The organism is Bacillus salipaludis (assembly GCF_030938565.1).
GTDB lineage: Bacteria > Bacillota > Bacilli > Bacillales > Cytobacillaceae > Neobacillus > Neobacillus salipaludis_A.
Genome location: NZ_JAVGVR010000001.1, coordinates 3,510,276 through 3,533,554 on the forward strand (window position 1 = coordinate 3,510,276; position 23,279 = coordinate 3,533,554).

Below are 23,279 nucleotides of genomic sequence, written 5' to 3' on the forward strand. Positions count from 1 at the left end.
TTTTTTATTATAATTATAACAATTGTAATACCTCTTCTAGTTGGATTTACTTATCTGTTAATTTTATTATTAAAGATTAATTTATTAATAACCTACAGAAATCTGCAAAACTTAGATAATTATATTATAATAGGTATAAAATCCTAGTGATTTCAAATTTAGTGAATTAATAGAGTTCCAAATAAAACAATCTATAAAACCATAATGAATTGGGGTTTATAAAATGAATTTACAAAAATGGGTTCGCATATTGCTGCCTGAAATCCAATTATTTGATTATGTCCAAGCAAAAGGTTTTACAGGCAAAAAAACAAAATTGGTCCGGTCTTCTATTTCAGTCAACTCAGTTCGCACAAATGGACAACAAAGCCCTATCTCAAATATACCTGAGAATATTCCTCACTCTTCAGCGGCTGTAAAAGAAGTATTACAGGATGCCAAAGCAGGTGTTAAACAATTTGTGCTTAACCGTTCCAATGATGAGCTTGATGCTATTTTTAAAGAAATTAAAAATGTGTTAAATGGAGAAATCCTTGGCCAAGGCTCGTTTATTGATGAACTACTCGTTTCCTATAAAAAGGCCTTTTTTAAAAGGGCAAAAGGTACAATTCAAAACACAATTTTGGTTTCCGGCCCAACTGGCACAGGGAAAATGACAGCAATCAGCCTTTTGATTAATCAGCTATATAAGAAAAAATTAGTCCCTTATAACCGTTTTGCTAAAATTGATTTACAAAAGTATTCAGAGGCTGACATTCATACCAACTTTATTACAGATTGTTTAGCTGCTTTTGAATACGGAATCGGTACTGTCTGTTTTACAGGTATTGAAAATTCAAATTCCCAGATATTGGACTACATAGCAAAGTTATTCTCTGATGGATATTTTCGAACTTCCAATGGCATTATGATTGATGCATCAAATTATTTTTTGCTTCTTTATTTAGATGCAGACTCTAATGAAAATGAACGCGGGCAATTACCACAATCGACTGCTACTAAAATCCCTACAGTAATTTTAAACGGGATTCAATCATTTGCACTTTCAACTGCTTTGCAAAAGGAAGACCTAGCGATTATTTTGAGGAAAAAATTAATAGGAACGGCTCAGAAACTAGAAAAACAAGCCCAGCTTTTCGTTACGTTTAACCAGTCTGTTTTCTCGGAGCTTGCGGAACGAATACTGGCCACAAAACGTTACGGAGCTGCAATTCAAGATTTTGTTGAAAAAGATTTCTATCAAGTCCTAGTTGATTTGCGTGCCAGAGAGGTTTTAAACGCTGGAGACCAAGTCTTTATAAAAATTAATGAAGATGTGTTAATTGCTGCAAAAGCAGGTCAGTCATTCCCGCTAAAATCTGTTCCACTTGTAAAGGAGGAAAAAATCGAGGACTTATTGGCAGAGTTGAACAGTCTCACTGGATTGGAAGGGGTTAAACACTCTGTCACAGAACTGCTTGAAACGGTAAAAATCCAAAAAGCTAGGCAGGACGCAGGATATAAAAAGGCAGATAATATGGCCATGCATATGGTCTTTACTGGAAATCCAGGAACAGGAAAGACAACCGTTGCAAGGTTGGTTTCACGTATTCTTAAGGCCATTGGTTTACTTTCCCAAGGACAGTTAGTAGAAGTGTCGAGACAGGATTTAGTCGGTGAATATTTAGGATCTACCGCCCCTAAGACGAACCAAGTCATTCAACGTGCACTTGGTGGTGTTCTTTTCATTGATGAAGCCTACACACTCTCTAGAGAAAAGCAAGATCCTTTCGGTTTGGAAGCAATTGATACACTCGTAAAGGGAATGGAGGATTTCCGAGATGATATCGTTGTGGTGATTGCAGGATATACAAACGAAATGGAAGGCTTTTTAAAATCAAATCCCGGTCTTAAGTCAAGATTTCCATTTTTAATAGAATTTCCTGATTACACTTCTGAGGAAATGTTTGAAATATTGAATAGTATGGTTGGAGCACGTGATTTCAATATTGAACCAGAGCTCAGAGAAGACCTGTTAGCATTATTTGAAAGTAAACAAATTTCTGGAAGAAATGATAGTGGAAACGGCAGGCTTGTTCGGAATACTTTGGAGGAAGCAATTCGAAAGCAGGCTGTCCGTTTAATTAATGAAACAGGATATAAGGATTTAAAATTATTGACCGCACAGGATTTTGGTATTGCTGCCAAAAAGCCTTTTGACATAGATGCATCTTTTAATAAAATAATTGGCTTGGAAAATGTAAAGAATTTTGTGAGAACCCTCCAAAAACAAATATTAGCCAATCAAAAAAGAAGAGATGTAGGAATTGTTACGGAACAATCACAAACATTGAATCTTGTTTTTTCAGGAAACCCTGGAACTGGTAAAACAACGATGGCCAGACTCCTTGCCGAAATGTTGAAGTCGATGGGATTGTTGAAACAAGGACATTTAGTCGAAGTAGGACGCCAAGACTTAGTTTCCGAGTATATGGGACAAACTGCTGTTAAGACAACGGAGGTTTTAGAGAAATCCCTTGGCGGTGTTTTATTTATTGATGAGGTATACAGCCTTAACGAAGAAGGGGTGCAAGGTGGAGGGTTCGGCAAAGAAGCAATTGATACCATTGTTCGCTTCATTGAAAATTATCGCGAAGATTTGGTAGTGGTGTTAGCCGGATATACGGAGGATATGGAGCGGTTTATGAAGGTTAATCCGGGATTATCTTCCCGATTTCCTTTAAAAATTGAGTTCCCAGACTACACCCCTGAGCAGTTGGCAGAAATGACGGAACTTCTATCAAACAATAAAGGATTTTTTCTTGCATCTGATGTAAATGTTCGACTGATTGATTTTTATAATCAAAGGCAAATCCTAGGTAAAAATGACAGTGGAAACGGACGTCTTGTTCGTAATACAATCGAGCAAGCGATTCGTAATCAGGCTATTCGAATCGTTGAAAATGCTGAGATAAAGGAAGCCGATTTAAATCAACTAACACTAGAAGATTTTCAATTGACGGTACATCCTGAGAACGGAAATGCAATGGATGAGCTACAATCAATTATTGGCCTTGATAGTGTAAAGGATTTTGTCAAAGCATTGTCTGCACAAATTGAGGTTGCGAATAGGCGTAAAGAGATGGGGTTACCTGATATGAGTACCCAATCATTACATTTGATTTTTAAAGGTAATCCAGGTACAGGCAAAACGACTATCGCAAGGATCCTTGCGAAAAGATTAAAGGAGCTCGGTGTTATTAAGCTGGATAACATTGTTGAAACAGATCGATCAGGTTTGGTTGCAGGATATATTGGTCAAACAGCTTTAAAGACAAGAGAAGTATTGGAGAAAGCATTGGGCGGTATTCTTTTTGTCGATGAAGCCTATGCTCTTGCTGGAGGCAGTCAAGATTTTGGGCAAGAGGCAATCGATACAATCGTTAAGTTTATGGATGATCACCGGGACAATATCATTGTCATTTTGGCTGGATATGAAGATGATATGGATCGGTTGATGGAGACTAATGCAGGGCTTCGATCACGTTTCCCAAATATGATTACCTTCCCTGACTATTCCGTGGATGAACTTATTTTGATTAGCAGAAACATACTGAAACCAAAAGGATATGAGTTGAGTCTTGATGGATTAATGGCTCTACGAGATATATTGGAAAATTATTCAGGTGATGTGGTATCAGGTAACGGGCGTTTAGCAAGAAATATTTGTGAAGCGGCTATTCGCCAACATGCTCTCAGAATTAGTCAAAATAGTAATCCTACAATCGAAGACTTGACTCTGTTAAAGAAAGAAGACTTTTTGAAGGTGGGAGTTCTGACAAGATGAAAAAGTTAATCAGCCTTTTATTTGCCTTTTTGTTTTATATTATTCTTTTTCCGTTTACTGCTCTGATTCTTATACTCGGGCCAATCATCACGGTTTCTGATCTTTCTAATGTTTTTAAATATGAAGTACCTAAACTTGCTTTCGGTTTACCAGCATTGGTTCTATTAGGATTTATACTATTTTTATCGATGAAGGTCAGCTCATTAAAATGGATCTATAAAAAATTCCCGGTGTTGCTGCCTTTTCTGCAAATGGGTTATCTTTCATTTTTGGCTTTACAGATAGGTTTAGAGTTTGCTAACCTTTGGGCGGATAATAATGCTTACCCCAAAGGTGTTGCCATCGTATTAGCCTTATTATCATTCGTCGTGGGAAGGATATTTCTCTCGTACTGGTATTATAAATATCCAATAAGCTACAAAATTCATAAATAGGAATGGAGCATTATTGTGAAGAAACGATTTGCACAAAATAAAAACCAATCTGTAGATTTACAAGAATTAGAGGAAGAAATGAACGATAAAGATCCTAATGGAGAAGAGGTTATTTATAACGAGAATAATCATAGAAAGCCTGTATTTTTCGGAATTCTTCTTGCAGTTGCTCTAGGTATCATTTTTAGCATGGTGTCCGGGGGATCAACATCAGGAAAGGCAGAAGAAATTGTAGGAAACCGAACCAGTGAATCAACAAAAGCAGGTGAAACCTTATTTAAAAGTGAGTCAAATGCAGGTCTTACTTCCAAAAACTTTTCCGTTTCAATAATTGATTCAAGCGGAAGTGCTAGAATGCTTATTTGGGATTTTAATAAAGAGGATTTGGACCAGGTTCAAATCCTTGTCGACGGAAAGCCGGTAAAGGAGAAACTTATTCTTACTAATGATCCGGCTGCCATATCTATTCCTGTCCCCAGTATCATTACTGTCAAGGGACTAAAGGATAATGGGGGAGGAATTTCATATGCGGTCAAATTTCCAAATAACAGACAAACCTATTTTAATGTGGTAACTGTCGGTGGTTCCAATACCTATACAGTAACTTTAAAGCCATAAATAATCTGAATCACTTAGCTATTTTTCTAAAGTATTAAAAGTGCTGTTGTAAATTTATTTGCGTCACTATATAACACTAGAAAAATGGTCATTTAGTTTAAAAGTTTAAAAATTTTTTTAGGATAACTGAGAGGCACCTATTCTTCGAAGTAAACATTATTTAAAAAGGCAGAGGAAACCTCTGCCTTTTTATGCTGTAAATTTACATTTAGGATATTTACTGCACCCTTTGAATTCACCATATTTTCCTTTCCTTTTAACCATCGGATTACCACATCTGGGGCAAATATTGTTCTTAATGCTTTGTTTTTTTTGTGATAAAGTGGATCGGATTTCACTACGATGATTTTTAGCCACTTTATTTTTTTCTGAATTCGATATGTTTACTAATGGTTCTATTTTATGCTGGATTTTCCTTAATTGTTGATGACTAAGAATGTTTGAATTGGTGCTCCCATTTATTAACCCTATTAACTTGTTTCTTTTTATGACAGATGCATTTTTGAATTCAGATTTAAACTTTAATTCTGATTGATCTCCGAAAACAATAATCGAGAAAAATGGAACATTTTCTACTAAATCTCCCAAATAACTTTTTAAAGCTTGGATATGTCCGTAATTTTGCCAAATAGGGTTATTAAATTTATCTTTTCTTTTATAGTTTGTTTGATTCCAGAATTGGCTTTGTTCAGATCCAGTAATCCATCCTTTATAATTCTTTGTTTCAATTACATATATACCTTTACGAGAAAGAACTAGGTGATCAACTTGACTTGTTTTATTTCCATTTTCTATTGGTATGTAAAGGTCATGATTGGAAATGTAAAGATCAGGGTTTAATTTCTTAAGTGTGTTTTTGACCTTCATTTCTCCAATCTTCCCTTTAAAAGAAGCTGAATTTACTACTACCAATGCAATAAAAATTAAAATAAAAAAATAAATCATGACAAAATCCTCCAATATAATACAATTGATACTATTTTATCATTTTTTATCCATTATTAGTTAATTAATATATTTTTAATTGAACTCTGAAATTACTATTTTACAATTATATACCTAATTTATGGGTAAATTTTACTATTTATCCTTAACTATCTAAAATGGAATGGTGCTACTTATCGGAAAATCAGATCTAGACTACGAAATAAAAAGCTGAAAACGAGTAATTGTGTAGAGCAATTACTCGTTTTTTTATTTTTAGGTGCAAGTAAGGAATAAGTTGGTGCATCTTTAACTAAATAAATTAGCATTCTGTGAAAAAGTGCCGAAAGAACACGTCCCCATGGTACTTGTAAGTTAGTGTTTTTTCTTAATACCGTTTGAAGAATGAATTACAGGAAAAAAATAAACTACCAATTAATACAGATATGTATAAATAATTACAAAAAATTAACTAGATAATAAGTAAATAGATATATTCTAATAAACCAACAAGAAAAAAAGCCCACGTTAGTAAACGGGGCTTTTCGAATAAATATTTATTTGTCCTTTGATATTTAACGTATTAAATCATTTTTAAATACTTAAAAGCTTGTTTAATATCTTCTTGTTTATTAATAGGACCTAGATTTGTTCTGAAAACGGGGGAGCTGCAAAATATATTTATAAATGAATAGGATAATTATCTGAGGATAGGCCTTGAAAGATAATTTATCTTTTATTTACCCTCGTGGCAGAATAGCTGAAAAACAAAAGTACATAATATTACAAACAAATAAAACGGGTGAAAGGAATTTATATAATTGGAGTTCTTACAGGAGAATATGCCTTTTGTGTAGAAAGATAAGATGAAGGGAGGGATAAATTTATGTATGAGGCAAAAGGTTTTGAAAGTACAGACTTCATAGAATTTACTCGGGTAGTTAATGATTTTCTTGGCTCATTAGAGGAAGGAAAGCTTATAGATGTTAAATATAATTCTGTTCCACTTGCTATAAGCACGCATACTGAGTATGGGGTTTATCCAGATACAAAATATACTGCAATCATTATATTAAAGAAATCGTAAAAACAAAACAGTTTTTACGAGCTGTGGAATTTCCTATTTGAAATTATTTACCAAATATGGCAAAATTTAATCGAATTATCTTTGTTCGGTGTAAAGGATTTGTATAAGTTTAACTTTCGTCTTGAAGATCACTGAGAGCAAGGATAGTATTACACTGTGTGTATTTACACACTTGGAGGCAAAACAAATGGAAAAAGGTAAGGTAAAATGGTTTAATGGCGAAAAAGGCTTCGGATTCATCGAACGTGAAGGTGGAGAAGACGTATTCGTACATTTCTCAGCAATCCAAGGCGAAGGCTACAAATCATTAGAAGAAGGTCAAGAAGTGACTTTTGACGTTGAACAAGGAAACCGTGGACCACAAGCAGCTAATGTTCGTAAAGATTAATTAAAACCAATAGACAGACTCTAAAAATAGAGTCTGTTTTTTTATGCAATAAACAACAAAAAACCCCACTCACGAATGAGTAGGGAATATGAAAACAGTAAATCAAATGGTAACCAAAGTGTAGCATACAATTAAGGATAATCCAAATTTAATGAAAGTGGCTTATGAACTCACTCTAATTTTTATGAGAGACCTGAAGCAATATTTTCTGCTTCAATTCTAAGTAGTAAACTACCGTAACCGTTCGGCTACCGAAACCCTACTTGAGGGAGTGGTGTAGTTCATGGTGCTTGAGCTGATTGAATATAGTGAGGATGCAAATACACCTAAAAGAAAAAGGTTAAGCTGACGAACTTCTGAATGGACGGGTCTATACGACAAAAATTTTGGAAATCCGTCTTATATATATTAAGCTTGCAATTAATTCCAAAAAATGCTATTATAAGGAAGAATTATTTTTGTTCGGTGTAAAGGATAGTATTAGTTAAAACTTTTCGTCTTGATGATCACTGAGAGCAGGGATAGTAACATTGTGTGTGTTAACACACTAGGAGGCAACAAAAATGGAAAAAGGTAAAGTAAAATGGTTTAACGGCGAAAAAGGCTTCGGATTCATCGAACGTGAAGGTGGAGAAGACGTATTCGTTCATTTCTCAGCTATCCAAGGCGAAGGGTATAAAACATTAGAAGAAGGTCAAGAAGTGACTTTTGACGTTGAGCAAGGTCAACGTGGAGCGCAAGCAGCTAACGTACGAAAAGCTGCTTAATGATAAGAATAAATATAGACAGACTCTTATGTTAGAGCCTGTCAGAGTGTAGGAAAAGGCATCCGAATGAGCCCATTTGGATGCCTTTTCTTTGAAATTTGTTCTTAAGAGCAGATTTTAGAACTATTCGACCTATTTTTTAGGCCATAGCTTGGCTTTTCTAAGTCCAGCTTGAAAAGGAAGGTGTGCGGTTGATAGGAATCTAGGAAAGTATTCAAGCCGAAGATTAAAAAGATTTAGTTGCAGGTTCTTCCAGAGCTTTATAATATACTCAAAAAGAGCTGCCCAATTTGTGCAGCCCTTCATTAATTATAGCTTTTCATAAAATCGGCGAATTTTAGTGGCCATAAGTTGTCTGCGTTCCTTTAGAAATTCCTCGTAATCGGTGAAGTCTAAATTAAATATCGATAAAGGGATACAGTTCATTTCCATGTTCGACTTTAATTCGTCTTCGTTTGTGATTTCTCCTATGGCAATTGGTCCGCCATTGCACTGTACCTTGACAAGCTCCATATAATTGGATGGGGCTTTGTCCTTGATCGAAAGGTTTACAATTTGTTCTGTATAAACATAGTTGGCGATTTGATTATATTTTCCACGATAATTGATCCCACTTTTCTGAAGATACTTTTTCGGGAAAATATGATGGACATCCCCTCGTTCTTCGATTAAATGACTTACCGTAATCGATTTAGATAAAAAGGCATTATCTTTATCATAAATTTGCGCCATTATAAACAAATTGAAATAGGGACTACTGGTGACGGAGGTATCTAAGTTCGTTACCAAAATATTGTTCCAATAAGCATCCGAAAGTTCGCCAGCTTCAATACTCTTTAAATAATTCATCGGTTTATCGGCAAGATTAAATCTCCTGATATCAAATTCAAACATTGTTTCGGGCGATCCTGAATACCGTTCAGTCAATACAGATAATACAAGCCATTTTCGAACGATTTGATTTATTTCATTTCCGTCGATATTCTTCTCTCGCATTAATAGAAAGAGTGTATAGGCAAAGTTTAAAGCATTTTTTGAACGAATCAGCTTTGGTGTGATAATTCCTGAAGACTTCACAATCATAACAAATCGTTTAAAATTTGTTTCACTGATAAATTCAAGAACGCCATCCTTTAATGTTTTAAAAGATGATTCGATAATATCTTCCCTATACTCCCGCGTTTCAAAGTCACGCCCTGAAAGCAAACTCACTAAATTGGATATTTTTCCTCGTAAGAATTTATAAGTAAACGCCACTCTTAATAAGTCAGAATAGCTCGGTTCATAAATAGATGAGTGATAATCTTTTACCCATTTGATTTTTTGAAAATTGGATGTTGAGGCAAAATCAGTATCATTATTTTCTATATTTGAATAATCAGCTGGATTTTTAATTAAATGACAGAAATAATCAATGGTCTTTCGAATTTGTGGACCTTCATAAGATTCATTTACCGTAATCTTGGACATTGCAAAATCTGCCTGGCTTAGAACAACACCTGCTGAATTTATTCTAATAAATATTTCCGTAACTGTTTCAATATCAAGGTTATGTGAAAGTTCGATCATCCCGATGCTGCTATATTTTACTTGCATTAATTTCTGGAGCACTCGATTCATTTCGTTATGATCCATTTCAGGGTTAGATGAACAGTATTCATTTATGTAACTGAAAGAATTGAACCCAGGAGAGAAAACATCTGAAATATCTGGTATCCACTTCACATTTTTTAGGATTGCAGGGTTTTGCACCTCAAATTTTTCTTCTATTGGATTAAAAGCAATGCGGATTTTCTTCTTTTTGTAATTAGAATCTACAACCTCATGACCCGTTATCGCTGCTGTTAAAGCGGTGATTCGTTGTTGTCCGTCGATTAGGATTTTTTTACCCATCGACAAAGAACCATCTTTTAGTTTTGTATCAGGATTTTGCCATGTAATTATATATCCAACCGGGTAATTTTTATAAAGGGAATCCATTAAATCCCTAACTTTTGATGCATCCCAGACGAAAGGTCTTTGGATTTCCGGTATCGCAATCATTTTATTCTTAATCCAACTTATTATGGATTCCACAGTACTATTGTTGACGTTGTAATTACTCACTTTATCACTTCCCTTTAAATGCAATATTACATAAATTATAACGTAATTTCCCTAATGAATTCCATTTCCAATCAAGCCGAATCACTCCTAGCAATATTTTCTTTTGACTTGAATAGTATTTGAAGGGATACAAAAGAAAATGGCGAACCTATTATTAGATATATATAAATGGGGGATTCGCGATGGACTTAAAAAAGGAATTTCATAAAGATATGATTGCAATCTATCAAAATGCTAAGAAAGAATGTGGATACAATGCGACTAGATTCTTGCAAATGGTAGCTTCAAAAGATGGTTTATCTGTAGCGAAAAGCTTTATTCAAAAGAATCAGCCTACGGATGGGTTTGCTACTCTATGGGAGTTTGGGAGATTGGATCTTACTGTAGAAGCATTAATTTTATCTCCAAAATATGAGATGCTTTTCACTGAGGATGAAAGAAACATTGTTAAAGTCCGTTTAGGGGAATATGGATATTTAAAATAAGATTGTTGCCTTCAAGGTAGAAATCAATGAATCAAACATCATTTTCTTTGTAAAAGACAACAAGAATTCATAGAAAATGAAAAAAGCGAGTAACATGGATAAATGTTACTTGCTTTTTTGAAAAAAATTTTCATTAAATGTTTAATTTGTCTGTTGTTTCTTTTTAACAGCTTCAGAATCAGTTAGAAAATAATATGTAGCACCATTGACTGAATAAGGTTTATCAAACCAAATACCATTATTTATCGCAGACCAATTGAAACGTTGTGCGCCAGTGTGTTTCCTAAAAAAACGAGCAGCTTCCTGTATAGAAGGACATTCTGCCAAAAGCTCTTCCCCTTTATAGATGTTGACAGGAATTTCGGTTTTGTTTTGTAATTTTGACCTTGTTCGCTCCATCATAATCCCCTAATGCCTTTTTTCTTAATACGCCTTTTTTAACTAGATTCACAATGATCCCCTTATTCTTATATCGATTAAACGCTATTAACTTATTTAAATCCTTCACCGTTAAATTTGCTGGATACATTGCCAGTTCATATTCTCGTGTCTTTTCAATTAACGAAAGGGCAAACTCAATTTGTTTCGGTGTTAAAGAGTAATCTTCTTTGGTCAGTGGGGGCTTGGTTTGCAGTGACATGTTCAGATACAGATTTCTCAATCGTCTCCGCATGTTCTCTTAACTTAGCATCAACCAGTGCCTCCACCTCAGCTGGGCTGATTGATCTAACCTCGCTGAATGAGCCAAAGGATTTATTCGATTTTGATCCGAATCGGAAAAGTGTTCAAAATGAAAAAATCAGTGTCCGGAATTTCCATGCATGGTTAAAGAATGATTTGAAAATTCGAGAGCAGCAGCTGCCCGATATCGTTGAAAAAATCGAGAAGAAGGAAGCAATTCTACCAAACTATGATGCGATTCTTATTGATGAAGGTCAGGACTTTGAGACGGATTGGCTGCGTCTTGTTAGTTTGCTCTTAAATACGAAAACACAATCACTTTTGTTAGTTGAAGACCGGGCGCAGACCATTTATAAACGAAAACGGTCTTATGTGCAGGATACCGGTTTAAGTTTCCAAGGCAGATCCAAGGTTTTATCAATTAATTATCGAAATACACAGCAAATTGTTAAGTTCGCATGGGATTTTTACCGTGAACATTCTGTGTTTAAAAATAAAGTGGTGAATCGTGATCTGGAAGGGGAGATTATTGCACCACAGAGCACAAAGCGAAAAGGTCCGGATCCTGGTATTTTAAAGGCGGCAAATTTCTTTGATGAAATGAGATTGGTTTCAAGGCAGATTAAGAAGCTGCATGAAGAGAAAAAGGTACCATATGAAGAGATGCTGATTCTTTATCGAGTGAAGCGAACGCATAAATTCCCCATCATTGATATCATTAAACGTTCATTAACTGAATACGGACTCCCGTTTTATTGGATTACTGAAAATGATGTATCGAAGCGATCCTTTGCGGAGGAGGATGGGAAAATCAAAATTAGCACCATCGACAGCAGTAAAGGATTGGATTTCCGGGCTGTATTTATCGTGAACGTAGATTCGATGCCATTTCCATTGGAAGAGGATAAAGAGAGGGAAGTGTCGTTGTTATACATCGGGATGACGAGGGCAAAGGAGTATCTTTGTTTGTCATATTCGGGTGAATCGGAGTTTACAAAGTATTTGGATCAAGTCTTTTCTAATCGAAATAGGATGCTGAAGAGGATTGAACAGATAAAGTGAGTCGTCAAAAGACAATATATGGTGAAATTTTCTATTCCATTAAACATAATAGAAATCAGCTAATTTAATAAGAAATAGAAGATAGAAAAAGCATAAATATGTGATTCTATCTTCTATTTTACAATACATTTAGAAAGTGGTCTTACATACCTTACATGGCTTAATAAAAGACAAATCAAACAGTGTGCTTCTTAATGACTATGTGACATACTCCTTCTTCTAATACCTATATGATTAATACTGTAAACCCATAAAGCATTTAGCAATAATAAAGCACTTGTAGTGAAGAATACATAATGAATGCCGAAGAATGCTGCCATTTGCCCGCCTAATACAGATCCTCCGAGAGTACCAATATACTGTGCAGATTGATTATACCCGAAAATACGACCAACAATTTCATCTGGCGCACTTTTTCGAACAAGGTTGTTAATGGATGGCAATAACCCAGCTGTCGCAAGTCCAAGACAGAAGCGCAGTCCCATGAGCTCCCACGGTGTTTTCACAAATGCTTGTGGAATAAAGATAATTCCTGCAGCAATAAGTGCTCCAATCAATATTTTTCTTGAACCAATACGGTCAGCAAGCTTTCCTAATCGTGGAGCAGCAATTATATTGGCTAAACCGGCAGCCGCCACCACCATTCCCGCAATCATCGATAAATGGGTTGCATGTGGTGACAATTCTTTTACATAAACAGTAATTAAGGGCTGAATGGACATATTGGCAATTTGCAAAATAAATGTGCTGGCAAAGAATGAAATTAGCAATCTCGTATCAGGAACTAGTTTCCAAACTTGGCTAAAGGCTAACGGTGTTTTATGAACAGGTGTAAATTCTTCTTTTATCAAAAATAGAACGGCAAAAAAGGCGATTAACAATAACACGCTTGTTACAACAAAACAGCTCCGAATTCCAGAGAATTCTGCAATAAATCCCCCCATTAAAGGACCTAGAAGTCCGCCGCTAACGGAGCCTGTAGAAAGTGTACCGAGTGCCCAGCCTGAATTTTTCTTTGGTGTTTGTGTTGCCACTAATGTAACCGATGCAGAAATGTAACCGGAAACAGCCCCCATTAACATCCGTAATGCGAGTAATTCATAAACGTTTTGCACAAATGCCATCACAAAAACGACAATGGCCATTCCAAGGCTCGCACGGAGTAACATTAGTTTTCTGCCCTTTTTATCTGCAAGTCTTCCCCAAATAGGCGAAACAATGGCTGAGATTAAAAAGGTGGAACCAAAAATCAATCCAGACCATTTTTCAATATCTGAAGTTGCGTGTACTCCTAGCTGATCAATATATAAAGGTAGCATTGGCGCTATTTGACTCATCCCCGCGGCCGTCACAAATGAACCGAACCAACAAACAAATAAATTTCTTTTCCAATTCTCCATATAAACACCTTTCTTATTATTTGGAATTTATTTCGACTTCCAAAGTAATTTATATCCTTAATCATACTCCAAACAATTGATAATGACTAATATATGTATTACTATTTACTTATAGGTTGAGGACTATCAATAGAGGTGGACAAATGGACTTCTTACAATTAAGGTACTTTCAAACCGTTGCCGAATTTGAACATATAACTAGGGCTGCCAAAGAGCTTAAAATTGCACAGCCGTCATTAAGCCAAACCATTTCTCGTTTAGAGGAAGAGCTGGGTGTTTCCCTTTTTGATCGAGAGGGAAGGAATATTAAACTAAATCAATTTGGGGAAATTTTTTTAAAAGGAGTAGATAAGGCTTTTTCTGAATTGGAATTTGCGAAGCTTGAGATGGCGGAACTCGCAGGAGAGAGCAAGAATCAAATTTCACTTTCTGTCATGCATACCCCATTATTACCGAATATTATTAGTCAATTTCATAAGGTATATCCATCCGCCAATTTTCAAGTGAGTATGCATTCTCCCTTACGACTTGCGGAACAATTGGAAAAAGGGGAAATCGATTTATGTGTTACTTACTTTCCGATTGAAAAAGAAGGAATCAGCTGGATTAATCTTATGGAGGATGAAGTATTTATCATAGTTCCGGATACCCATCATTTGGCTGGGAGAGATAGCATTCAGTTAAAGGAAGTGGCAGATGAACAATTTATTCACAGAGAGCCGACGAATCCCTTCAGAATGCTAACAGATGGTTTTTGTGAAAAAGCAGGATTCACACCGAAAATCGCCTTTGAACTCGAAGAACCGGGATCCATTCATAACTTTGTAGAGGAGGGATTGGGTGTATCCTTTTTAACCGAGCACACCCTTCGCTATTCACACTATGAAAAAATTGTTCCCTTGCATATTGAACAGCCTGTCTGTACAAGAACAATAGGAATGGCATGGAAAACGGAGCGGTATACTTCAAAGGTCGTTCGGGAATTCCGGGAATTTATGATTGGGTATTTTAAGGAATTAAGCTAAATGAAGCATGAGTGCTTGTCTAGAAACGATGGAGTAGTTGACTATCTGAAGGAAATGTACCCTAAGTGTAGATACCAAAAAAAGTCTACCGTAGGGTACATTTTAGATTCGGTTAGAGTTTTCTTTATAGCTCCTTTTTTTCTCTTAATTTATTCAAGGTAAGAAATTCCTTGTTCCCCAAAACGTAAAAAATGAGCCGAATTCTCATAAATACTGTAGAGATATAAATTTTCATTTTGAGATTATTTCAAAATAACAGTTTGATGGGTAGGAATTCGGCTAACATTATGTTAAAAAAGGACACTTGATGGTAATAAAATACCACTAAGTGTCCTGTTTATTTTTTCCTACTGATATTCCCCAAGGATTAAATGGGTACCCTCGATTTCAACTTGAATTTCCACACCCAGCCGAGTCATTAAATTTGTCTGCTAGAATTAACGATCCATAGCTGATTCGATTGTCCTCCATAAATCAAAGCATTTCTGAAATGAATCATAATTAGCTCACCAAAATTTAAAGTATGGTCTAAATTTTAATCTTTTATAAATTTAATCCAAATCTCTTTAATTCAATGAAAATACTTTCCAATCGTTTTCCTTTTTCTGTTAACGTATATTCCACACGAGGAGGAACCTCTGGAAATACCTTTCTTTTTAATATCCCATGATCTTCTAGTTCCTTCAGACGGAGTGAAAGTGTTTTCGGGCTAATTCCCTTCATTGATTTCAATAGGTCGCTGAATCGCATCGTTCCTTCAATAAGCAAATCACGAATAATTAAAAAGGTCCATTTAGTCCCAATCACGTCAAGCGTTTTAGCTATGGGGCAAGGCTCACCTGGTGCTCCTTTGGTCAGCACGACCGGCTCAATATCGCTCATCTGAAACATCCTCCTTAAAAATTTTTGACTAATTTACCTTATCATATCACAATAGTATATTTTCGGAAACTTTATGAATTAAATATCACTACTTCCATAAATGAATTTACTACATATATAATATCGATGAATCTATTATTCCAACTCTATATTGAGGAGGTGATATTTTGCATTTCAGTAATGGAAAAATCATTGAGGATTGGCATTTAGAGGATCATCTTACATTAATACAACAGCTGGGAGTAGTATCTGAAAATTGCACACCTAATGGTTTTTAAAGAGACTACAGAATGAAAGGAGCTAGAAAAAAGATGAAAAATATACTTATTATTAACGGTCATCAGAAATATAGTTCAGCAGAGGGGAATTTGAACCAAACCTTGATGGACAAGATGGTCAGTTTGTTAAGTGAAAAGAACAATATAAAAACTACAATTATTCAAAACGGATATAAAATCGAAGATGAGCAGAAAAAATTTTTATGGGCTGATATTGTTATTTATCAAACACCTATCTATTGGTTTAGTGTTCCAGGCTTACTGAAGACGTATATGGATGAAGTTTATGCTTATGGTTTATTTTTTAAAGGTGCTGATCAGTATGGAAGAGGAGGTTTATTGACCGAAAAGAAATATATGTTTTCCACTACCTGGAATGCTCCTGAAAAAGCATTTAACGATCCAAGTCAATTTTTTGAAGGGAGCAGCTTAGAAGATGCATTAAGCCATTTACATCGTATACAGAAATTCCTCGGAATGAAACCTTTAAAGAGTTTTACTTGTTATGATGTAATCAAAAATCCGAAGGTTGAAAAGTTTGTATCCGAACTTGATATACATCTGAAAGAGGTATTGAATTTTTAATCTATAAAGTAAATCATGTGGAGGTAAAAACATGTTAAAAGATAAAAAAGTTGTAATTATCGGTGGAAGCTCTGGGATTGGTTTGGAATCAGCTAAACAGGTTATATCCCAAGGGGCAGAAGTAATCATTGCCAGCCGTTCTGAAGATAAACTACGGAATGCAAAAGAGCAGCTAGGAGATAGGGCTACGGCTTTTACGCTAGATACAACACAAGAACAGCAAGTTCAGTCCTTCTTTGAAAAAGTCGGCCAGTTCGATCATCTTGTGGTAAGCGCTGCAGAAACATCCAGCGGATCATTCCTCCAAACGGATACAGCCCAAGCCCGACAACTGTTTGAAAACAAATTTTGGGGACAATATTATGCAGCGAAATACGGTGCTCCGAAAATTTTACCAAACGGATCAATCATTTTATTTTCTGGGGTTGTAGCCTACAAATCGATGGTCGGTTCGTCCATTCTAGGGGCAGTCAATGCCGCCGTTTCGAATCTAGGACAGACCTTGGCATTAGAACTTGCTCCAATCCGAGTGAACATCGTTTCACCCGGTATAATTGATACACCTTCCCGCAGTAAAATGCCAGAAGAAACTCGTAATCATTTCTATGCTACGGTTGAAAACATCCTTCCAGTGAAACGAATAGGAAGAGCTGAAGATGTTGCACAAAGCGTGCTATACTTGCTTCAAAATAGTTTCGTGACAGGAACCGTTCTTCATGTAGAAGGTGGTCACATTTTAGCTTAAGCCAGCAACTGAGGAAAAATCATAACCCCTAAACAAGAAAAACGCCATTCTTTTTGTAGAACTATACGAAAGGATGGTGTTTTTTTATGAATCTTTCCATCTCTTAGAAGCTTTACCTTTTTTCACAGGAATACATCGATATGTGTCACCACAAACTCTAGAACAACTAGCTAAAGTTAAATGAAGCATGAGTGCTTGTCTAGAAAAGATGGAGTTCTTGGCTATCTGAAGTAAATGTACCCTATAGAGTAGATACCAAAAAAAATCTACCAGTAGGGTACATTTTAGATTCTGTTAGAGTTTTCTTTATAGCTCCTTTTTCTCTCTTTAATCTCAAAATATACATAAAGATATATAAGTATATTTCAATTTTATTATATATGAAGTTATAAATTTTCATGGTCTCACTTTGCGGTCTGTGTCAGCCACACTGATATTGGGTTTTTGTGGAAAAATTACCTACCACCTGGGAATACGGATATGATACAATCTGATATGTAATTGACAGACTATTAAGATATTTTTCTGTAATCATGGGAGATTGCTAGAGGGGGAAGATGATGAGAAGGGGAAAGAGGAAGAGGCGTTTGGGCAGGTTCATGAAGGGGTTGTTTATTCTTCAGTTTGTACTGATGTACCTATTGGGGGGGACATCCTTGCCGAAGGTGCTTGCTGAGGGGGATCAGTTCTTGATGTGGAGTGAAGACGGAAAAACGTTTGCGTCGTTCGGTCCGAATCAGGAAATACGGATTCACACCGGGCAAATTCGGTTTTTGAAGGGCTGCAGGGAAGGCGGAGCTGATGACTTCGTTGAACCGTATGCCGATATTTATGTGGTGCCGAGCGGAAAAGGCGCTCCAGGTGAAAAGCTGACGGATGTGTCGGGTTCGCCCAACACGGTACAAGGGGTGCATGGCGGTCTTTTCATATCGGAGGTGATCGGGTACACAGCTCCGGGCGGCAAGATCGGGCCTGGAAAATATACAGTCGTATACGATGAATGCCAAGACGGGACAGTATCGCCGGAGGATAAGGTGTTCACGGATGCCTTTGAGGTGGTGTTCCCGACGGATATTCCGAACATCATGGCGGATCCGGCCATCGCGAAAGCGAAGCAAAAGGCAGCTGATGCGGAGGCGGAGTGGCAGGACTTACATGATACATACCGGGATTTTTTCGCGCTTCAATCGAAGCTTGGGACGCTCGGGAAGGTGTGGCAGTGCGGCGGCCTGAAGGAAACGGCCATTTCCGTCAGCACAAGCTTCAGTTTGACGTTGGTTTGTCCCAAAATAGGCGGGAAGCCGCTTCCGGGTGTGGTCACCTCTTGGGATGTACAGAACGGAGCGCTAATTGACGGATTCTTTACTGGGCTGACAAAGGGAGTGGAATGGGCGACCGGCGTGAATCCAAAGCAGCTCGTACTGAAGCAGATCTTGGCTACAGCTTCCCACTATAAAGGGATTGCGGCCGATCCGCCGAATCCGAATTTCCAGAAGCTCACGCCGCTGGATACGCGTGATGTGATCACGACGGAAAGCAACGATCCGGAAACGATCGCCGCTGTCGGCATCGGCAATGAGCTCGCGAATGAGGGGCCGCTCTTGCGGGCGTTCTTGACATCGATTGAGAAGTATCAAGGAAGCGCGATTGCGAAGGACGGCGATTGGGCGTTGATCCATGCGCGGGCTGTGAAGCAGTATGCGGCTCAGCTGAAGGAACAGATCAGGCGCACCAACACATCTATTGCGATTGCGAAGCAGGTGGTAGAAGAAGATCCGCGTCCGCTCGATCAAACGGTAGCGGACCTGAAGGCATTCCGCAATGAAGTCGCGTCTCAAGGGCTTTCGCCGGAACTTGTGCGCAATCTGAAGAACTTAGGCTATACCGATGCCCAAATCGAAGACATGAAGAAGGAGTTCCTTGGTCAAAGCGATTCATTCAGCAAGGCAGCCATGCTGAATCAGCTTGATGCGTTGCGCAGCACAAATGACAAGTTGATCGCAGCCTTCGGGGAACTGGCGGTGAACATGGAGGAGGATTGGATCAGCTATTTGACTGCGATGCCGAATGTGCATGATAAAGCCCCGATTGTTAATGCGGGCGGCCCGTATGATGGGAAAGAGGGAAGTGTGATTTCGTTTGACGGCTTGGCATCGGCAAGCCCGAGCGGCATTGTCAGCTATGAATGGGATTTGGACGGTGACGGCGCATTCGATGACGCCACGGGACCGAAGCCAACCTATAAATACAATTTGAATGCCAATAAGCTGGCAGGCTTGAAGGTCACGAATGCGGACGGATGGTCCAACATCGGTTACGCAACTGTATTCATCGAGAACAGCGACAAAGGCCCGATGATTACCAATATGGTGCCGGATAGGGCGGAAACAGAAGTGATTACGGGCGAAACGAAGAACTTCGCGATTGATGCGGAGGATCAGGAAGGCGATGCCGTCCAAGTCGATTGGTATGTGGACCGAGTGCATGCGGGCTCCGGAAGTGCTTATGCGTATACGCCTTCCGATGAAAAGGTCGGAAAGCATATTGTGGAAGCAATCGTGACGGATTCCGCCAAGGAAAGCTATGAAGCAGTAAGCTGGCCGGTATCTGTCCTCATGCCGGATGATGACGGCGACGGATGGAGAAACAATGCGGATTGCCGTCCTAAGGATCCTGGCGTGAACCCGGGTGCGGCGGAAAAACGCGGAAACGGCAAGGATGATGACTGCAATCCGAACACATCGGATGAGGATTTCGCGCCGAATGTCTTCTTCAATGCTGGCGGTTTAGGGAAGGTTGTTTCCTTCAATTTGCAGGGAGCGAAAATCGAGGCAGCATCAAGTTCATATGACGGACGTCACGTACCGGAGCAGTTATTGGCCTTGGGAAATGAGTCCGGGTTTCCGTGGGCGACGAGCCGGAAGGATAACCAATGGGTCAAAATCAGCTTGGCGGGCAGCGGCACGTATTTAATTGATCGTGTGCAGGTTCAGCCGCGCCCTATGTATGACAATCAACGGGTCAAGGATTTTGAGGTGGCGGTTTCCTCGACGACATTGGATGATGCCGCGTTCACAACAGTGCTGAAGGCAACGGCCGCCAATAACGGCAATGTGCAGGAGTTCAAGCTGCCGAAGCCGGTTTTGGCGAAGTATGTGATGTACCGGCCGCTGAACGCACAGGGCGGTGGAGATGTTATCTCCACGCAGCAGTTCCGGGTGAAAACGCCGCAAATCAGCGTGCCAACGGTGACTTTTGAAAACCTGTCAACCGATCCGGAAGATGATATTGTGTTATGGGAGTGGAACTTCGGCGACAATAGCCCTGTCAGTACGGAGAAGAACCCGACCCATACGTTCCCGGATTCAGGCACCTATCCGGTCATGCTGAAGGCGACTGATGCAGCAGGGAACACCGACACATATACGATGCAGCAAACCATCCAAGCGGTGGACTTTGAATATGCGCCGAAGAATCCGAAAGAGGGCGAAACGGTGACGTTCTATAACACTTCCATCGGGGCGGATAACGGACAGCTGAAATCCCGCACATGGAATTTCGGCGACGGTTCCTCCTCGGCTGTGCCCAATGATCAGCCGCTTACACATAGCTTCAAGGATAATGACGCATACACGGTTATGCTTGAAACCGTGGATCAGAGCGGGAAGAAATATCAAGGAAAGAAAACGATCACACCGACGAACGTCGCACCGACCGTGAATGCGGGTTTAGATAAGGTGGCCCGCTCCGGTCAAAAGGTAGATTTCTTGTCTTCTATCACGGACCCAGGCGCAGACGGTAAAACATGCCGCTGGGATTTCGGCGACGGAACGACTTCGGACGTTTGCAACGCGAGCCATACGTATCCGGCATTATCCATGGATGCGCCTGATAAGAAATATACTGCTGTTCTGATAGTGACGGACGATGACGGCGGTACAGGTACGGACAGCCGCGACATTATCATTCGGGCTGACCGCGAACAGAAAATTGTCGCCTACTACACATTCGACGGCGACTTCAAGGACTATTCAGGTTATAACAACAACGGTACTCCGACGGGCACGATGTCATTCGCGGACGGCCTAAGAGGGAAGGCGGCTAAGTTTGACGGGAAAAGCGGCATCAATGTGAAGGATGCGGATTCCTTGGATTTCTCCACCTCCCTGTCGTTGTCCATGTGGCTGTACAAAGAAGATGCGGGGGCTGGCGGCTGGGCACCGGTGCTTTCCAAGGGCGAAACGTCCAATTATGAGGGGTATGCGCTCCTGCATGATTCTTATGGCATTTCGCCGGCAGTCCGCTTCACAGATGGATTCGACGAGACGGACCATAATCTAGCCTCAACAGCATTAACGAAGATGAAGGAATGGTATTTGCTCACAGTGACTTGGGACGGCACGGCCATCAAGTATTATGTGAACGACAAGTTGATGGAGACTAAACAATGGACCGGCGTGTTCCGGAATTCGAACAGCCAGCTGCTGATCGGCTATGACCCGCCAGGGAAAACGGAGTATTTCCGCGGGATGATGGACAATTTCAGACTCTACAACTATCCGCTCAGCCAACAGGAAATTTCTGACTTATACCAAAATGACCAACAGCCGGCCGATCAGGAGCCACCTGTCACAACAGCACAAGTGACACCGTCTGCGCCGAATGGGAATAACGGCTGGTATACGACAGATGCGAGTATCACCCTGACAGCTGCAGACCTGGGTTCGGGAGTGGAGAAGTCAGAATATCGTATGAATCAAGGAGCATGGAAGGTGTATAACGGACCGATTGCGATTACTGATAACGGCTTTTACAATATCGAGTACCGCAGTACAGACAAAGCGGGCAATGTAGAGGCAAGAAAGTCCGTATCCCTGAAGCTGGACAAAACGAAGCCGATGACAACGGCTGAAGTGACGCCATTATCACCGAACACTTGGCGCAAAACAGATGCAAGCGTCAGCCTTTCGGCGGAAGACCAAGGTTCAGGCATTGACAAAATACAGTACCGGCTGGATGAGGGAGATTGGCAAGTCTACGAAACTCCGATTGCGGTGAACACTGACGGTACCCATACGGTGGAATACCGGAGCATCGACAGAGCCGGAAACGCGGAAGAAAGCGAGTCTGTGACAGTGAGGCTGGATAAAACAAAGCCAGTGACAGCCGCAAGCGTGACGCCTGGCCGGCCGGACGGGGAGAACGGCTGGTATACGAAGGATGTCACAGTGGAGCTTTCGGCAAAGGATGAGCAGTCAGGTTTGAACAAAACCGAGTACCGGATAGACGGCAGCCAGTGGCTTCCGTATGGGACACCGCTCCAGTTGTCGACGGAAGGCGTCCACACCATCGAGTACTTCAGCACAGACAACGCAGGGAATACGGAGGATGCGAAGACACTTCAAATCAAAATCGATAAAACGGCGCCGGAGCTGACGCTCAAGCTGAATCAAGGGACTCTTTGGCCTCCGAATCATAAAATGGTGACGATTAAAGTGACGCCTGAATGGAAAGAAGCACTATCCGACATTCAGTCCATCGTACTGAAATCGATCACGAGCAATGAGCTTCCTGACGGGTCTGGAGACGGTCATACGGCACAGGATATCCAAAATGCCGCATATGGTACGGCGGACTTTGAGTTCGATTTACGGGCGGAGCGGTCAGGCGGCGGAACGGGACGCATATACACGATTACGTATACGATCACCGATAAGGCTGGAAACGCCAGAAATGTGTCAACAGCCGTGGAAGTGGCTCATGACCAGTCAAAAGAATAAGAGATAAAGAAAAAAATAGAAAGCTGAATCCGGATTTAGGGGCAGCAGGATTGGATTGAACAAAGAAACAGGATGGCGGGGCGTGTCCCTTGCTGTCCTGTTTTTTCTAGTACCGTGCGATCAAGTCAAGAGAGTTCATGCCTTCACCATTTTGTATTAGGAGTAAACATTTTGCCGATCATGTTTAATTGAAGAATGACAAACTG

18 protein-coding genes are annotated in these 23,279 nt (G+C 39.5%); 12 read left to right on the plus strand and 6 right to left on the minus strand.

Annotated elements, in window-relative coordinates; translation table 11 throughout:
* Positions 1-223: 223 nt before the first annotated feature.
* From RCG21_RS17415 to RCG21_RS17425, 3 genes are read left to right on the plus strand one after another with little or no spacing between them, the layout of a single operon-like run.
* Entirely contained in the window at positions 224-3,826 is a 3,603-nt protein-coding gene (locus RCG21_RS17415; protein WP_308913496.1) for an AAA family ATPase, read from the plus strand.
* Positions 3,823-4,260 carry a hypothetical protein gene (locus RCG21_RS17420; protein ID WP_308913497.1) on the plus strand — a complete coding sequence of 146 codons (438 nt, stop codon included), beginning with the start codon at positions 3,823-3,825 and terminating at the stop codon, positions 4,258-4,260. Before RCG21_RS17415 ends, RCG21_RS17420 begins: the two co-directional genes overlap by 4 nt.
* A 15-nt stretch (positions 4,261-4,275) precedes the next feature.
* Positions 4,276-4,878, plus strand: coding sequence for a hypothetical protein (locus tag RCG21_RS17425; protein WP_308913498.1), 603 nt, complete (start codon positions 4,276-4,278; stop codon positions 4,876-4,878).
* 189 nt (positions 4,879-5,067) lie between these two features.
* On the opposite strand, the gene RCG21_RS17430 is transcribed toward RCG21_RS17425, so the two are convergent.
* Positions 5,068-5,823 carry an NERD domain-containing protein gene (locus RCG21_RS17430; RefSeq protein ID WP_308913499.1) on the minus strand — a complete coding sequence of 252 codons (756 nt, stop codon included), beginning with the start codon at positions 5,821-5,823 and terminating at the stop codon, positions 5,068-5,070.
* 865 nt (positions 5,824-6,688) lie between these two features.
* Between RCG21_RS17430 and RCG21_RS17435 the strand changes: the two genes are divergently transcribed.
* The 3 genes from RCG21_RS17435 to RCG21_RS17445 all read left to right on the plus strand — a co-directional run bounded on the left by RCG21_RS17435 (position 6,689) and on the right by RCG21_RS17445 (position 8,044).
* Positions 6,689-6,889, plus strand: a complete 201-nt coding sequence (locus RCG21_RS17435) for a sporulation protein Cse60 (protein ID WP_308913500.1) — start codon at positions 6,689-6,691, stop codon at positions 6,887-6,889.
* A gap of 187 nt (positions 6,890-7,076) precedes the next feature.
* On the plus strand, positions 7,077-7,277 hold the full coding sequence (locus RCG21_RS17440) for a cold-shock protein (protein WP_308913501.1): 201 nt from the start codon (positions 7,077-7,079) through the stop codon (positions 7,275-7,277).
* Between the two features lie 563 nt (positions 7,278-7,840).
* Positions 7,841-8,044: a cold-shock protein gene (locus RCG21_RS17445; RefSeq protein ID WP_133337185.1), complete on the plus strand. Its 204-nt coding sequence runs from the start codon at positions 7,841-7,843 to the stop codon at positions 8,042-8,044.
* A gap of 309 nt (positions 8,045-8,353) precedes the next feature.
* Here the strand turns inward: RCG21_RS17445 and RCG21_RS17450 are convergent, their stop codons facing one another.
* Positions 8,354-10,150: a GmrSD restriction endonuclease domain-containing protein gene (locus RCG21_RS17450; RefSeq protein WP_308913502.1), complete on the minus strand. Its 1,797-nt coding sequence runs from the start codon at positions 10,148-10,150 to the stop codon at positions 8,354-8,356.
* 182 nt (positions 10,151-10,332) lie between these two features.
* Between RCG21_RS17450 and RCG21_RS17455 the strand changes: the two genes are divergently transcribed.
* Positions 10,333-10,635, plus strand: a complete 303-nt coding sequence (locus tag RCG21_RS17455) for a hypothetical protein (RefSeq protein ID WP_308913503.1) — start codon at positions 10,333-10,335, stop codon at positions 10,633-10,635.
* Positions 10,636-10,776: 141 nt separating this feature from the next.
* Here RCG21_RS17455 and RCG21_RS17460 read toward each other — a convergent pair whose 3' ends face one another.
* Together RCG21_RS17460 and RCG21_RS17465 are read right to left on the minus strand one after the other, a co-directional pair.
* On the minus strand, positions 10,777-10,962 hold the full coding sequence (locus RCG21_RS17460) for a hypothetical protein (protein WP_308913504.1): 186 nt from the start codon (positions 10,960-10,962) through the stop codon (positions 10,777-10,779).
* Positions 10,963-10,975: 13 nt separating this feature from the next.
* Complete coding sequence (locus tag RCG21_RS17465) at positions 10,976-11,275, minus strand: hypothetical protein (protein WP_308913505.1); 300 nt, start codon at positions 11,273-11,275, stop codon at positions 10,976-10,978.
* Here RCG21_RS17465 and RCG21_RS17470 point away from each other — a divergent pair.
* On the plus strand, positions 11,269-12,378 hold the full coding sequence (locus RCG21_RS17470) for a 3'-5' exonuclease (RefSeq protein WP_308913506.1): 1,110 nt from the start codon (positions 11,269-11,271) through the stop codon (positions 12,376-12,378). The two genes, RCG21_RS17465 and RCG21_RS17470, sit on opposite strands and share 7 nt — an antisense overlap.
* 191 nt (positions 12,379-12,569) lie before the next feature.
* Here the strand turns inward: RCG21_RS17470 and RCG21_RS17475 are convergent, their stop codons facing one another.
* Positions 12,570-13,778 (minus strand): multidrug efflux MFS transporter, encoded by a 1,209-nt coding sequence (locus tag RCG21_RS17475; RefSeq protein ID WP_308913507.1) that lies wholly within the window; start codon positions 13,776-13,778, stop codon positions 12,570-12,572.
* Between the two features lie 143 nt (positions 13,779-13,921).
* Between RCG21_RS17475 and RCG21_RS17480 the strand changes: the two genes are divergently transcribed.
* Complete coding sequence (locus RCG21_RS17480) at positions 13,922-14,803, plus strand: LysR family transcriptional regulator (protein WP_308913508.1); 882 nt, start codon at positions 13,922-13,924, stop codon at positions 14,801-14,803.
* A gap of 543 nt (positions 14,804-15,346) precedes the next feature.
* On the opposite strand, the gene RCG21_RS17485 is transcribed toward RCG21_RS17480, so the two are convergent.
* Positions 15,347-15,685, minus strand: a complete 339-nt coding sequence (locus RCG21_RS17485; protein ID WP_308913509.1) for a winged helix-turn-helix transcriptional regulator — start codon at positions 15,683-15,685, stop codon at positions 15,347-15,349.
* A gap of 311 nt (positions 15,686-15,996) precedes the next feature.
* Between RCG21_RS17485 and RCG21_RS17490 the strand changes: the two genes are divergently transcribed.
* From RCG21_RS17490 to RCG21_RS17500, 3 genes are all read left to right on the plus strand, one after another.
* The gene (locus RCG21_RS17490; protein ID WP_133337175.1) at positions 15,997-16,548 is read left to right on the plus strand and encodes an NAD(P)H-dependent oxidoreductase; all 552 of its coding nucleotides are present in this window, start codon (positions 15,997-15,999) and stop codon (positions 16,546-16,548) included.
* A 31-nt stretch (positions 16,549-16,579) separates the two neighbouring features.
* Complete coding sequence (locus RCG21_RS17495) at positions 16,580-17,293, plus strand: SDR family oxidoreductase (protein ID WP_308913510.1); 714 nt, start codon at positions 16,580-16,582, stop codon at positions 17,291-17,293.
* A gap of 665 nt (positions 17,294-17,958) precedes the next feature.
* Positions 17,959-23,073, plus strand: a complete 5,115-nt coding sequence (locus RCG21_RS17500) for an OmpL47-type beta-barrel domain-containing protein (protein ID WP_308914276.1) — start codon at positions 17,959-17,961, stop codon at positions 23,071-23,073.
* Positions 23,074-23,279: the final 206 nt, after the last annotated feature.